The organism is Actinobaculum sp. 313 (assembly GCF_003073475.1).
Classification (GTDB): domain Bacteria; phylum Actinomycetota; class Actinomycetes; order Actinomycetales; family Actinomycetaceae; genus Asp313.
The window spans coordinates 2,163,977-2,177,280 of record NZ_CP029033.1; the positions used below are offsets into that span (position 1 = coordinate 2,163,977).

General features: G+C 61.5%; 12 protein-coding genes. 7 read left to right on the forward strand and 5 right to left on the reverse strand.

Features of this window, described 5'->3' with window-relative positions:
* Nucleotides 1-32 precede the first annotated feature (32 nt).
* Genes DDD63_RS09370 through DDD63_RS09385 form a run of 4 tightly spaced genes read left to right on the forward strand, consistent with a single transcriptional unit; the run spans nt 33 to nt 4,288 of the window.
* Complete coding sequence (locus DDD63_RS09370; RefSeq protein ID WP_108716140.1) at nt 33-1,286, forward strand: exonuclease SbcCD subunit D; 1,254 nt, start codon at nt 33-35, stop codon at nt 1,284-1,286.
* Complete coding sequence (locus DDD63_RS09375) at nt 1,267-2,064, forward strand: SMC family ATPase (protein ID WP_164505516.1); 798 nt, start codon at nt 1,267-1,269, stop codon at nt 2,062-2,064. Before DDD63_RS09370 ends, DDD63_RS09375 begins: the two co-directional genes overlap by 20 nt.
* Entirely contained in the window at nt 2,061-4,094 is a 2,034-nt protein-coding gene (locus tag DDD63_RS09380) for a hypothetical protein (RefSeq protein ID WP_108716142.1), read from the forward strand. The genes DDD63_RS09375 and DDD63_RS09380 overlap by 4 nt, the downstream gene beginning before the upstream one ends.
* Nucleotides 4,094-4,288 carry a hypothetical protein gene (locus tag DDD63_RS09385; RefSeq protein ID WP_108716143.1) on the forward strand — a complete coding sequence of 65 codons (195 nt, stop codon included), beginning with the start codon at nt 4,094-4,096 and terminating at the stop codon, nt 4,286-4,288. Before DDD63_RS09380 ends, DDD63_RS09385 begins: the two co-directional genes overlap by 1 nt.
* Before the next feature lie 196 nt (nt 4,289-4,484).
* Here the strand turns inward: DDD63_RS09385 and DDD63_RS09390 are convergent, their stop codons facing one another.
* From DDD63_RS09390 to DDD63_RS09400, 3 genes are read right to left on the reverse strand one after another with little or no spacing between them, the layout of a single operon-like run.
* A complete protein-coding gene (locus DDD63_RS09390; RefSeq protein WP_108716144.1) occupies nt 4,485-4,982 on the reverse strand; it encodes a hypothetical protein in 498 nt (165 codons plus the stop codon).
* A complete protein-coding gene (locus DDD63_RS09395; RefSeq protein WP_108716145.1) occupies nt 4,979-6,280 on the reverse strand; it encodes a tyrosine-protein kinase family protein in 1,302 nt (433 codons plus the stop codon). The genes DDD63_RS09390 and DDD63_RS09395 overlap by 4 nt, the downstream gene beginning before the upstream one ends.
* The gene (locus DDD63_RS09400; RefSeq protein WP_108716146.1) at nt 6,277-6,861 is read right to left on the reverse strand and encodes a hypothetical protein; all 585 of its coding nucleotides are present in this window, start codon (nt 6,859-6,861) and stop codon (nt 6,277-6,279) included. Before DDD63_RS09400 ends, DDD63_RS09395 begins: the two co-directional genes overlap by 4 nt.
* Before the next feature lie 116 nt (nt 6,862-6,977).
* On the opposite strand from DDD63_RS09400, the gene DDD63_RS09405 reads away from it, so the two are divergent.
* Complete coding sequence (locus DDD63_RS09405; protein ID WP_108716727.1) at nt 6,978-7,199, forward strand: helix-turn-helix domain-containing protein; 222 nt, start codon at nt 6,978-6,980, stop codon at nt 7,197-7,199.
* Nucleotides 7,200-7,450: 251 nt separating this feature from the next.
* Here DDD63_RS09405 and DDD63_RS09410 read toward each other — a convergent pair whose 3' ends face one another.
* Nucleotides 7,451-7,972: a hypothetical protein gene (locus tag DDD63_RS09410; RefSeq protein WP_125482494.1), complete on the reverse strand. Its 522-nt coding sequence runs from the start codon at nt 7,970-7,972 to the stop codon at nt 7,451-7,453.
* Nucleotides 7,973-8,163: 191 nt separating this feature from the next.
* Between DDD63_RS09410 and DDD63_RS09415 the strand changes: the two genes are divergently transcribed.
* Nucleotides 8,164-8,817, forward strand: a complete 654-nt coding sequence (locus DDD63_RS09415; RefSeq protein WP_108716148.1) for a LysM peptidoglycan-binding domain-containing protein — start codon at nt 8,164-8,166, stop codon at nt 8,815-8,817.
* A 22-nt stretch (nt 8,818-8,839) separates the two neighbouring features.
* Nucleotides 8,840-9,586, forward strand: coding sequence for an Rv3235 family protein (locus DDD63_RS09420; protein WP_108716149.1), 747 nt, complete (start codon nt 8,840-8,842; stop codon nt 9,584-9,586).
* A gap of 302 nt (nt 9,587-9,888) precedes the next feature.
* Here DDD63_RS09420 and secA read toward each other — a convergent pair whose 3' ends face one another.
* Nucleotides 9,889-12,744, reverse strand: a complete 2,856-nt coding sequence (gene secA, locus DDD63_RS09425; protein ID WP_108716150.1) for a preprotein translocase subunit SecA — start codon at nt 12,742-12,744, stop codon at nt 9,889-9,891.
* Nucleotides 12,745-13,304: the final 560 nt, after the last annotated feature.

The window sequence follows — 13,304 nt, forward strand, 5'->3', positions numbered from 1 at the left end:
AAGGTGTCGGAGGCGACCGCTAGGCTGAAGGCATGTTGATTCTCCACACGTCCGATTGGCACCTCGGGCGTTCGCTGCACCGTGCGGACTTGACGCCCGCATTCGAAATGTGGTGCGAGCACGTGATTACGACCGTGCGCGAACGTGCTATCGACGCCGTCTTGATTAGCGGCGACGTGTATGACCGGGCAATTCCACCCGCTTCCACAGTGAAGCTCTTCGATCACACGCTCGGCGAGCTCTCCCACCTGACCACTGTTATCCTCACCTCCGGCAACCACGATTCGCCGCAACGGCTGGGATTTGGTGCCGAGCTGATGCGCGAGGGAATTTATTTCCGCACCGACTCTCGCGCATGCAGCACACCGATAGCCATTCGCAACTCCTCCGGGGAAATTGGGGCACTCGTCTACGCCATCCCCTATCTCGATCCGGATACCGAGAGGCGTCGTCTCGCTCCGGCACACGCGCAGAGTCAGGCCGAGCCGACGGAGCAGAATCAATACCTGGAACGCAGCCACGAAGCGGTGCTCGGTGCAGCATTGGAACGCATCGGCGATGACATCCGCACCGGTGCATACGCCGGAAGAAAGATAGCGCGGATCTGTATGGCGCATGCCTTTATCACCGGTGGAAACCCCACTCTGTCCGAACGCGACCTTCATGTCGGCGGTGTCGATAGCGTTCCTTCCGGGCTATTCAGGCTGGGCAAGAGCGGCCCCGGTCCACTAGATTACGTTGCGCTTGGTCACCTGCACTCTCCGCAGCGGGTTGGCCTGGCCGATGATCCCCTCATGCGCTACTCCGGTTCTCCCATCACCTTCTCCTTCGGAGAGGCCACCCCGAAATCCTCTGTTCTGCTCCACGTGTCGGATGGCGAGGTTCGCGAAACGGAGCTGATTCCCGCGCCGGTGTGGCGCCGGGTGAGTACTCTCGAGGCTCCCCTGGGTGACCTACTTGATAAGAAGAACGCGCGTCTACGTGACGACTTCGTGCGGCTAATTGTCACCGACTCCGCCCGTCCCACCGATATGGCTGCGCAACTACGCGCAGTGTTCCCGCATGCATTGGAGATCCAGCATCGCGGTATACGAAGCACCGCCTCCACCACGACGGCGGAAGGCGTTGCCACCCGTAGCCCGCTCGCCGTCCTTACTGAATTCATGGAAACGGCCGGCAACCGGGCACTGACCGCGGAGGAGGCAGAGCTGCTGCAGGATGTATGGGAGGAAGTTCTGCGCACGGAACTCGGGGAGGTGCATTCTCATGCAGCTCCGGCTTCTTAGCCTGCGAGGCATCGGTCCCTTCGGCGGCAGCGTTTCCATCGATTTTGATCGCCTTTCGGTGGGAGGTCTCTACCTGCTGGACGGTCCCACCGGCTCCGGCAAATCCACCATCATTGATGCCATCACCTGGGCGCTCTACGGCGGCGTTGCCGGTGGGGAGGATTCCACCGACGAACGCGTCCGCTCCACACACGTTTCCGCAGAGGTAGAGTCCTTTGTCGACCTGGTTTTCAGTGTCGAAGCCGGTACCTTCCGCATTCGTCGCACACCGGCATGGACAAAGCCTGGTAACAAGAATCCCACCGCGCCCACTGCCACACTGTGGCGCCTGGCGGAAGCTTCCGTGGAGTCGGGAGACCTCGACGCCGGAGAGGTATTGGAGACAAAACCCAGCGGAGTCACTCCCGCCGTCACCGCTCTGCTCGGACTCAACCGCCAGCAGTTTGTTCAAACGATTGTGCTGCCGCAAGGAAAATTTGCGGACTTCCTTCGGTTGAGCAGCAAGGACCGCACTCGGCTCCTCGAACAGATCTTTGCCACGGCCGTGTACCGGCGGGTCAGTGACGCACTTCAGGAACGCGCTCGTGCAGCCGAACGGACTATCGCAGACACGCGTGAACGTTTCATCAGTGCCAGCGACGATCTTCTGGGCACGGCGGCCCTGAAGATGCAGCAACACTGGGAGATACCGTACGCGGCGCGGTCCTGCCTCGCGAAGTGGAAGGGCAGCTGCGAGCGCGCTTCAGTGAATTGGTTACCAGCGCGGAACGTGGTATGAGCGCGGCGCGGCGTCGCAAGGAGGCTTCTGATCGGGCCGAGCAACTCGCGGCGGACTCGCTGCGAGAAACGGAGGAACTGGCGAAGCGTCTGGCTCGTCGTTCCAACGCGCTGGAACGACGCCGCATCCTGCTGGAACGTGCCCCGCAGATCGCTACTGTGCGCGACGCTCTCGATATGGATGCCAAGGCCGGGCGCCTCCTCCCGTTGGTTCAGGCTCACGCCGCGGCCGAGACCCGGCTGGCTGATACGCGTCGGCGACTCGACGTACTGAAGATCGATCCGCACAGTGTGAGCGAAGGCACCCTGGCTGACGCTCGGCGGAAACTGGTACGACTTAACGAACTCAGTGGCATATTGGCGGAGCTGATGCAACTGGAGGAGCAGGTCGCCGTGACGACAGCTCAACAGGACGTAGACCAAGAGGCTTTGCGTGCGCTGGGTCGGCAACGTGCGCAAAAAGAGGAAGAAACCGCCGCCGCTGAGCAGCGCAGGCAGATTCTTCTCCGGGAACAAGAGGTGGCCGCTTCCCGGGCGGCACATCTCGCAGGTGTGCAACGGGACCTAGAGGCGGCACAGCACCTGGGAGAACAGGCGAGGAAGCTGCGGGGGCTGCATTCTGAACTCGAGGAGTGTGAGGTCCACGTCGTACAGCTCACGCAGGCCTTCCAGGACGCACGCAGTCACGAGGAAGCACTGACCGACGCATGGATAGCATCAACGGCACCACAACTCGCCGTAACACTCAAGAACGGTGTTCCTTGCCCAGTATGCGGCTCATGCGAGCACCCTGCACCAGCGCCTGCCGCCGCTGTCCTCGCCAGTCGCGAGGATGTTGATCGCGCGGCCCGCCTTCGCGAGGCCGCGCGGCACGATCTTTCTGATGCGCGGGAGCGGCTTGCCGGTGTCCGTACTCAGGTAGACGAGCTTACCCCGGTCCTTTCCGGCCTCAGTGCCGATCAGGTGGAGGAGGGCATTGCACATGCTGAGGCGGAGGTCGCTGCGGCCACACACGCAGCGTCAAAGGCGCAGGCATTGCAGAGTGAGATTAACGAGCTCAGCACGACGGCGCAGCGCCTGACCGAAGAACTGCAGGCCCTTGCTTCTCAGACTGCCGCTCTTGACAGTGCCATCCGCGAACGCGGCGAACGTTTGGCTGCCGATCAGGAACGTCTGTCCGCGCAGCGGGAGGGCTATCCAAGTATCACCGAACGCCGGGCGGCCCATGCTGAGCAGCTTCGTCGGCAACGGGAAACCGTTGATGCGCTGGCCGATCTGCTCCATCAGGGTGCGCAAGCTGCGGAGAGCGAGCAGGAACTCGCCGCCGCCATCGCTGAATCGGAGTTCGCCGATGCCTCCGCAGTGCGCGCTGCCATGCTTCCACCGCCGGATGCCGAGGCTGCGCGCGTGCAGGTCCAAGAGCATCGCGATGCGCTCCGCGATGTGGAACGCGACCTCGCCCAGCCCGAGCTCGCGGCACTTCGTGGGGACGAACAGGCAAACGTGGCTGAGGCGCAAGCTGCCTATGAGGCGGCCCATGCCGATGCAAACGAAGCACGCGACCGGGCCGCCGAGGCCACCAGTTACCACAGGCAGATCGCTGCACAGTTCTCGCGCGTCGAGACGCGCTACCGCGCTTGGCAGGAGGCCTACCACGCCGCAGGCGCGTCTGTACGCCTGGCGGAACTGGCAAAGGCCGGACCGGCATCGGTCACTCACGTGCCGTTACCGACATACGTGCTACAGCGACGATTCGAGCACGTCGTCGAACGCGCCAACGAGCATCTTACCGGGATCTCGCAGGGTCGCTATGAGCTGGTCAGAACCGATGAGAAGGAGAAGGGGTCGAGGCAGATACAAATGGGCCTCGGGCTACTCGTTATCGACCACCTGGGTGACCCGACCGGCGACACCTTTCGCTCCACCCGCAGCCTGTCGGGCGGCGAGACGTTCTACGTCTCCCTCGCCCTGGCACTGGCGCTGGCCGACGTCGTCCAGGAGGAGAATGGGGCATACAGTTGGATACCCTGATGATTGATGAGGGCTTCGGCAGTTTGGATGCCGATGTTCTCGACCAGGTTATGCAGTGTCTGACCAACCTGGCCAGCAGCGGACGGACTGTCGCCGTCGTCAGCCACGTCGAGGAACTCCGCAAGATTATCGCGGAACAGATCATCGTGATTCCGCAACCGGACGGCTCGTCCACCCTAGAAGTGCAGGCGTAGCACCCTGGAAGTGTGAGCGTGGCGCCTTCCGCCACCCCCACTCGGACAAGGATTTAGTCACTCGGCCGAGGCTCTCGTCACTCGACTGCACCTTTGTTACTCAGCCGAGTCATAGACACATCTGCCGTGACACTGCTCCCGCTCGCCACGTTTCCCACTTGCAGGCCCGCTGACGACGTAACCGCATTCCCGTCCGTTATGCGCGCTCTGCCTTGTCCTTTGCGCTGGTTAAGGCACGCGCAAGATCGAGTCGTTCGGTGACGTCGTACCACATGAGTTCTTGATCAGCGAGGCGGTCAAATGCGGCGGCGTCGCCTCCCGCAGCCGCCTGCACGTCTTCCGCTACTGTCCCATCATCCACATGGATCGACACGATCCGGTTCCAGTCAACCGGGGATGCGAGTTGACGTGCGGTGACCAGTTCATCCGAGAGCGGGGCATCACTGAGCGCCTGGGGCGGTACGTCAGCTGCCAGTACCATACGGCGCAGCGGCAGAGTCTCGCCTGCCGCTAGCTGCTGCGCGATGAGATGCAGCGAAGCGTCAGCCGCCGCATTCATGGCAACAGCCTCCAACACCTCAGTATCCTCAAAACGAATCTCTTGCTCCAGGGCAGCGGTCACACCATGCACAATCCGCGCAGGAACGGGCTTATCTTCCAAGTCGGTGATCGTTGCCGGAATGTAGATCCTCACATACCCATCCTATCCGTGCCTCGCGCAGTTGCGGAGGCCTGTACTACTGCCCGTAGTGAAACCTGTGGGAAAGTGGCCTCAGAGGCTAGGGCCCCTTCCTTCCCGGCAGCTGCATGTTGATGTTGCCGACGCCGCCAGAAACGCCTCCGTACCGGAAGTGGCACCCCCGTCACGGCTTCCGCCAGATTCCTCATGTCGTGGCTTAGTCCACACTGCGGCGCGATCTCGTCATGGGTGACGCCGCGCATCACCGCCTGTTCCAAGTGTTCGCGGTCGCAACGCAGCCAGGAAACCGACTCAAAGCCACGCCCGGCAAGCAACGCTTCAATCTGACGGCGGTCCACCGCCCGCCCGCGCGAGCTCCGCGCGCCAGTCAGGACGACATGCGACCGCTGCACCCCGAGCTCATGCGCCACATCTAGCTGCCGGAGCAGACGACGAATGCCCAGCGGATCGAAACTCGAAACACACAGCACTGCCGTAGCGGCTGCCAAGAGTGACAGCGTTACGGCGTCGCGCTCCATACCGTATTCCAACTCATCATGCTCGCACTCGGCCGCGCAATCGACAACCGCCATCGGCCAGCTCTGTTTGATGTGTTTCCACAGGTCATCCACCACGGCCACCGGCAATTCGCGCCAGCGAGCACCAGTATTGAGTCCCGCCAAGAAGGCGAAGCTCGCAACCTGCTCCACGTTATCCCCAACGGCCGTGGCGATTCGCTCCCCGTGATTGAAACGCCGGGCAACGGCCACAATCGCGGAGGTCTCCTCGTTACACCCCAGGAGCTGCGCCAGGCACGGGCTGCGGGTGTCCGCATCTATCAAGATAGTCGAACCTGCGGCACCGAGTACGTTCGCGAGGTCGCGGGCGACGGTGGAGCGCCCCGGGGCGCCCGGAGTTCCCCACACAGCGATAAGATGGCCTTCCTCCTGCGAATGCCGCGACACGGTCCGGTCGCAGACCGGAGGCGGCGCGTCGCGGAACGCGACAATAGCCTCAACAACGGTCTCCGCAATAGGCGGCGCCACCGCATCGCACCGCGTATTACGCGCCCACTGCGCCGCAGGATCCCGTGGAACAGCCACCACACGTACCCCGCAAGCGTGAAGCTCCGCAACCAGAGTGCGGTCCGCCTCGTCCACAACGGCCAGTTCTGCCAAGCCCGCCTGCGCGCTCGCCAGTACTTCCGCCCCGTCCGCGCAGCGCCGCACCACGACGACGGACGGCTTGCATCCTTCCAAGACCCGCAGAACGCTTGTTTCCAGCTCGGAGTGGAGGCACAATAAGATGTTCATTTTTGCTCCCCTGGTACAAGAACGAATCCATCGTCTCCGCCCAGGACCAGCAGCACATCCCCCACCGAGGCACGCTGAATCCGCACTTCCGCCGTGGCGGGTTCACCGAGACTGCCCTGCCCGGTGTCCAGGCGAACAACCATTACCTGCGAGGCCACCAGTTCTGCGCTTGTGGCATTAACACGCCACAGTTCCACCACATCGCCCCGTTCTACGGATGATGGCACTCGAGTTGCCAAGGGCACCACCACATCGCACCCGTCATCAGTCTCACCCTGTACGGCGGTGCGTGCCACCAACTCGCCCTCGTAGACAACTGATCGTAGCTTCTTATCGCCAGAACGTCGCAGGTCGGACTGCTGCAGGTACTGGCTGGAGATTCCTCTCGGAACGCCGACGAGCACCAGATCCGACTCGTTGAGGGCAGCACCGGGAAGTAGCGTCGAGGCAGCTCGGTACACCTGCACCTGCTCCGGGCCCGCCAGCAAAGCACCGCTGGCTATGGCAGATACACATACCAGCAGTACACCGATTGCCAGGCGCGGATCCCGCCAGCGAGGTCCAATCCGATGTCGTGCCATGCTCACTCCTTCTGTCGTTCCACCATATTCACAGGCCGTCCTACCGGCCTGCCAAGAGTGTCCACAGGCTTGTGGACAACTTTCCCGGCACGCGTGTGACGTGCGAAAATACCACTATGGCGAAATTCCTGACCATCGCAGATGTAGCTGAGTATCTCAACGTCTCCGCCGGGCAGGTGCGCACTCTTATCCGCTCGGGTGAGCTTCCCGCAATCCAAGTCGGTGGCCGCGGGCAGTGGCGCATCGAGGACACCGTTCTTCAGGGCTATGTTGATGAGCGCTACGAGCAGACACGGCATCTGGTCGAAAGTCGACGCTCCGAGCACTCCAACTCGTAAGCAATATTGTCTTGTCACTACGGCCCGTATTGGCCAGCCTCTCGCAGGTCGGCTCCACCTACTCAATACGGCCGACACCACCCACTCAATACGGCCAGTCAACATATTCACTTTTCTCCCGGCATCGGCTGATGGGCGGCGCGGTCGCAGTCCGCACTAGCTCAACCAGAAGAATCAAAGGCCGTCAGGCTGAGAGAATAAGCGGCGGAGTTAAGAGACTCAGCGGCCGGAAGAGTCAACCACCAGAAGAATCAACGGCGGCGTGGCGAAGAGAAGTCGACACGTTCAATCTGACCTAGAGAAATAACAAGAGTGGCATTGAGTTCCAGCCAATTCTGACCGACGCGCGTTATGCGCCCCTGTTCCTCACCACATGCCAGAACGCACCGGACCACACGGCCGCTCCGCATCAGGCGGCGTAACTGCGAACCCAGAGAAATGGACTGCCTGCCAGCCCGTTGCTCACAGCGCTGCGGAAGACCGCGTATCGTAGCTATGGCAGCATACGGAATCAAGGTCATAATCCGCTCGCGCTCCCCGAGAAACCACGTGTCAGCGCATTCACGTACCAGGATCACAACCATGCTCCCTCCCCGTGTACGCACCTTTACGATGTTGCCAATGCTCGCCGCCAGCCTGTCGGCCAGGCGAATGCTCGCCTCCTCGGCCTGCCGCAGTTCGTTTGCCAGGCCGAGCCGTTCAGTATGCAGCTCCGCATCCATTTGGCTGGCCACATCGGTGCTGTAGCGCTCCCAGGGATCCATCTCGCTCATACGCGCAGCGTAGCCGGTTGCAAAGAGGCCGCCACACCCTTTTCCACAACAACGGCGGTCCGAAAGTACACCAATTCCCATCTTTGGGAGCGATTGGGTATACCCGGCAGACTTCACTCTTCGGCACATGCACAATGGGATCACAGCATCAAACGTCACCAAATGACATGATCAGCCCGTTAGGAGCATCTATGCGTCCCTTACGCACCGCCATGGCCTCGCTAACCGTTAGTGCACTCTGTCTGGCTCTCACGTATACCTTCCTGAGGGATTACCATAACGTCTCCGCAGTTGATCAACTCACGGGAATGGCGATGGCCGTACTGGCCACCATCGGATGTCTGACCGGTGTGTGGGTCGCCCTGTCCTACATCAGCCTCTGGTACGCGCAACGATGCATGCGAACGCGGAGTCGATCCACGGCTCGTCATAGGAAACGGCGCAACCTAGTACTGACGGCGGGTCGACTACTCGGGACTCCTCGCGTGCGCCGCACCCTTGCCGCAATGGCGCTGACCGGGCCATGGATCACGCCTGCTCTGGCCGACGGCGCACCCGGCCCCGACCTGGGATGGGGAGCCTCTGAAACAACAACTTCCGCCCACACCATGGTAACTGGCGAGGACCTTGAAAGCCCGACATCACGCGCTTCTGAGACTCACACGACCCATATGGTTCTACCGGGAGAGTCACTCTGGCAAATCGCCATGCAGGATCTGCCGCCCGATTCCTCACCAGAACAGATTGCCGCTCATGTCCATCGTTGGTACGAGGCCAATCGTGAGTCAATCATCGACCCCGACCTCATCTACCCCGGCCAAGTCCTTCACACACCCAAGCAATAATTCTCCCCTCTAAGGAAACATCATGACCTCGACACTCACCACGCTCACATCCCCTGGCAACGCAACCGCATCCACACCATCCACACCCCAGCCGCCACGCGCATCAACCGCCTCCACGGGCCAGAACTCTGCCGTCGCCGCTTCACCCCTCGTGCCAGCTGCGCCTGGCACGGAGACCACCAGTCAATTGGAACCACAGCGCCACGCCGAGGGCGACGAAGATCCTTCAGGCCCGGTGCGCGTCACGAAGAGGCCACCCCACCGCGAGCGAACGCGTATCACCGCGGAAAGCACCGTGGCACGCAAGCAGCCCCCTCCCCAGCCTCCCGTGACCACGCCGGAAAAGCAGTGGGATCGCCTCAGTCTTTCCGTCGCGGCGTCGCCGCCGACAGCACTTAGTCATGCGCGCAAGCAGCTAAATGCACCGCTGCCTCCTGAGACTCCGCCGCCCGAACGAGTGGCCGCCCTGATCGTGATTCAGGCAGTTGAGATACTGCAGGGGCATCGCCCCATCGGTCAACTACGACACTGGCTCACACCAGAGGTCTTCGGCCCACTGGCGCGCCGTGCCGGTCTGGCAATGCGGATCAAGGGCCCGGCCCCTCGCACTCAGGCACCGCGAATCTTGCACCTGCTTGTATCAACCCCAATGCCACGAGCCGCCGAAATCGCCGTCGTCGTGCACGATGGCACGAAGGTTCGCGGCGCAGGTATCCGCCTGGAGTATCTCCGCGAACGCTGGCAAGCAGCGGCCCTCGAAATCGGCTGAGCCAGTCAGCCCAACAGGAACGACCACCAGCCCGAACCAAACAACACCGCTAACCGTCGCAGTCGACGTTGCCCCGGGTGCTTCCAGGCTTCTCGGTGCTTGCTGCCCCGGTGCACACCCGGATCTGCGGTACCCTGTATCTCCATAGCTGAGCGGCTCGGACGCCTGCAGCTTCGCCCCTGGCAAGCACCGACGCTTCGTGCCTCGCGTACACCGACACCTTCCTACCGGGCGTCTCCGGCACGTGCACCTCTATGGGGTGTCTCCAGCGCCGACTCAGCCACCTCCGGCCCCTCGGTTCCTCAGTGCTTTTTGCGCTTGGCGGCGGCACGACGCTGAGCGCGATTCATGCCACCGGCCGCTCCCCCAGCGCCCTGCGCACCGCGTGAACCCGCCTTCGGAGCTTGCCGCACGGCCTGGCCCGCAGCATTCGTCGTCTGCGTTCCGTCGCCATCCTTCGCAGCAGAAGAGTACGAGACATTGACATTGCGCTGCGGCACCTTGATTCCGAGGACCTTCTCCGCGTCAACGCGCTCCTTCTGCGTTCCCTTGGACGCCGAACCGGCCTGCGCCAGGCGCTGAGCATTCTGGCGTCGCATCTCCACGGCGGCCGCTGCTGCGGTCTCCTCCGCCACGGTGGCGGCCTCACGAGCGGCGCGTTCCTCCGGCAGTTCGAAGTTGAAGAGGTAGCGGACAGTGTCCTCCTTGATGCCGTCACTCATGGCTTGGAACATGTCAAAGCCCTCAGACTTGTACTCCACCAAGGGGTCGCGTTGTGCCATGGAACGCAAGCCTATGCCTTCCTTGAGATAGTCCATCTCGTAGAGGTGCTCACGCCATTTCCGGTCGAGCACAGACAACAAGACCTGCCGCTCCAGTTCACGCATCTTGTCGGACCCGACTTCCGCCTCACGATCCTCGTAATTGGCGTGTATATCCGTCTTCAGTTCGTCCAGCAGTTCATCACGTTCTAGCCGGAGCCGACCGCCCACTTCCTGAACGAGCTCATCGGGTTCGAAGCCCGGACGGTAGAAGCCACGCAGATCATTCCACAAGGCGTCAAGATCCCACTCGTCGACATCCTCGTTATCCGTATGCGCGGCTACGACATCATCGACAACGAAATCGAGGAACCCCTCGACCATGGGCTCAACATCTTCCCCCTCCAGGATCGAGCGGCGCTCACCGTAGACCACCGAGCGCTGCTCGTTCATGACGTCGTCATACTTGAGCACGTTCTTCCTAATCTCGGCGTTCTGCGCCTCAAGCGACGTCTGAGCGCGCTCGATGGACTTTCCGATGACCTTGAATTCAAGCGGCTCGTCCTCCGGATAGCGCGACGGGTCGAGCGCACGCGCCGCCAACCCGGTGGAGAAGCGGCGCATCAGGTCATCTTCCAGAGAAAGATAGAAACGCGACTCACCCGGATCGCCCTGCCGACCGGACCGTCCGCGCAACTGGTTATCGATACGCCGCGACTCATGCCGTTCAGAACCGAGGACGTACAGCCCACCGAGTTCCACAACTTCGTCGTGTTCTGCGGCCACCGCATCCTTGGCCTTTTGCAGGGTCTGCGGCCACGCCTTCTCATATTCCTCCGGAGTTTCCTCCGGATCGAGGCCACGTTCGCGCAGCGCAGCAACGGCCCGGTGCTCTGGATTGCCGCCCAGCATGATATCCGTTCCACGGCCAGCCATATTCGTTGCTACGGTTACAGCACCCTTCCTTCCCGCCTCGGCGACGACGGCGGCCTCCCGCTCGTGCTGCTTGGCGTTGAGAACCTGATGCGGGATACGCGCCTGGCGCAGCAGCGCCGAGAGTTGCTCAGACTTCTCCACGCTCGTGGTACCAACCAGCACCGGCTGTCCCGCCTCATGCCGCGCGGCGATATCCTCGACGATTGCCTTGAGCTTGCCGTTGAGCGTGGGAAACACGTAGTCAGTCTTGTCCTCCCGGATCATCGGCATGTTGGTCGGAATCGGCACCACACCGAGCTCGTAGGTGGATGCGAATTCCTCCGCCTCGGTTTCGGCGGTGCCCGTCATACCGGACAACTTCTTGTATAGCCGGAAGTAGTTCTGCAGGGTGATGGTGGCGAGCGTCTGATTCTCCGCTTTAATGGCAACGCCCTCTTTAGCCTCAATGGCCTGGTGCATACCCTCGTTGTAGCGGCGGCCGGGCAGCACGCGGCCGGTATGCTCGTCAACAATGAGGACTTCGCCCCCTTGAACGATATAGTCCTTGTCTCTTTCGAAGAGCTCCTTGGCCCGAATCGCGTTGTTGAGGTATCCGATCAGCGGCGTGTTCAGCGACTCGTACAGGTTATCGATACCGAGCAAATCTTCCACCCGGTCGATACCCGGCTCCAGAATACCGACGGTGCGCTTCTTCTCGTCGACTTCGTAATCGCTATCGCGCCGCATGCGCTTGACGACGCGCGCGAATTCGACATACCACTTGTTGGCATCACCTTCCGCTGGGCCGGAGATAATCAACGGTGTCCGCGCCTCATCGATCAGAATCGAATCAACCTCGTCGACAATCACGAAGTTGTGACCGCGCTGCACAAGATCGTCCGTCTTCCACGCCATATTGTCGCGCAGATAGTCGAATCCGAACTCGTTATTCGTACCGTAGGTGATATCGGCCGCGTATTCCTTGCGGCGCTGTTCCGGTGTCTGCCCGGTGAGGATGCATCCCGTGCTCAGGCCGAGGAAACGGTGAATACGACCCATGAGTTCGGACTGGTATGAGGCGAGGTAGTCGTTCACGGTAACAACGTGCACTCCCTCCCCGGTCAGCGCGTTGAGGTAGGAAGGCAGGGTGGCAACAAGAGTCTTACCTTCGCCGGTTTTCATCTCCGCAATATTGCCCAGGTGAAGTGCGGCTCCACCCATGATTTGCACGTCATAGGGCCGTTGACCGATGGTGCGTTGCGCGGCCTCACGAACCGTAGCGAAGGCCTCTGGGAGGAGCTGATCCAAGGTCTCGCCGTCGGCAAGCCGCTCACGGAAGAGATCGGTTTGCGCGCGTAGCTCGGCGTCACTCATCTCCTGCACCGATTCCTCGTGCAGGTTGACCTGTTTGGTTATTGCCTCCAGCTTCTTGAGGGTGCGCCCCTCGCCTGCGCGAAGAATCTTGTTGAGGATCTTTCCCACGGAATTGACTCCTTCGATACGGCATCATGCAGCGCGGCTTTCCGCGCACGGCCAAACTACGCCCATTCTAAGCGAGTATGCCGGTTCTACCTCAATCCCCGATTACGCCCGGTGAGGAATACTGCGGTCCTCAGTGTGCCGACTGACAGACACGACCTGCCGACTGACAGGCCGTACCCGCCAGGTGCGATAAGCAAGATGCACCAGCTCATAGGCAGGATTTTCATACAGGTACCAGCAGCAACCACTCGCCACGGTGTCTCCTCTCCCGCGTGCCTCACAAATCTCCGAGTTCTCCGCCATTTTCCGCGAGTACCCAGAAGTCTGCCGAAAACCCGGAAAATGCGGAGCCGCGGCGAGAAGGCGAATTAGGCGAGCCTGGCAAGTAACGAGAGCCAAGTAAGAAGTCGCCAAGTAAGGCGAGTCACAGGTAGGCGCGAGTAAGAGGTAGGCGAGCCAGGCATGTAAGAAATATGCGAGTAGGAATAGGAAGTGGAACGAGGCCGGGCATTCCCACCCGGCATCGTTCCACTCCTGTTCTCTTCACCAAGTAGCCGTCC

Coding starts and splice junctions, on each gene's coding strand:
- DDD63_RS09395 (WP_108716145.1), bottom strand. CDS start 6,280: ATGAACATCTTATTGTGCCTCCACTCCGAGCTGGAAACAAGCGTTCTG.
- DDD63_RS09370 (WP_108716140.1), top strand. CDS start 33: ATGTTGATTCTCCACACGTCCGATTGGCACCTCGGGCGTTCGCTGCAC.
- DDD63_RS09420 (WP_108716149.1), top strand. CDS start 8,840: ATGACCTCGACACTCACCACGCTCACATCCCCTGGCAACGCAACCGCA.
- DDD63_RS09380 (WP_108716142.1), top strand. CDS start 2,061: ATGAGCGCGGCGCGGCGTCGCAAGGAGGCTTCTGATCGGGCCGAGCAA.
- DDD63_RS09405 (WP_108716727.1), top strand. CDS start 6,978: ATGGCGAAATTCCTGACCATCGCAGATGTAGCTGAGTATCTCAACGTC.
- DDD63_RS09375 (WP_164505516.1), top strand. CDS start 1,267: ATGCAGCTCCGGCTTCTTAGCCTGCGAGGCATCGGTCCCTTCGGCGGC.
- DDD63_RS09400 (WP_108716146.1), bottom strand. CDS start 6,861: ATGGCACGACATCGGATTGGACCTCGCTGGCGGGATCCGCGCCTGGCA.
- DDD63_RS09410 (WP_125482494.1), bottom strand. CDS start 7,972: ATGAGCGAGATGGATCCCTGGGAGCGCTACAGCACCGATGTGGCCAGC.
- DDD63_RS09385 (WP_108716143.1), top strand. CDS start 4,094: ATGATTGATGAGGGCTTCGGCAGTTTGGATGCCGATGTTCTCGACCAG.
- DDD63_RS09415 (WP_108716148.1), top strand. CDS start 8,164: ATGCGTCCCTTACGCACCGCCATGGCCTCGCTAACCGTTAGTGCACTC.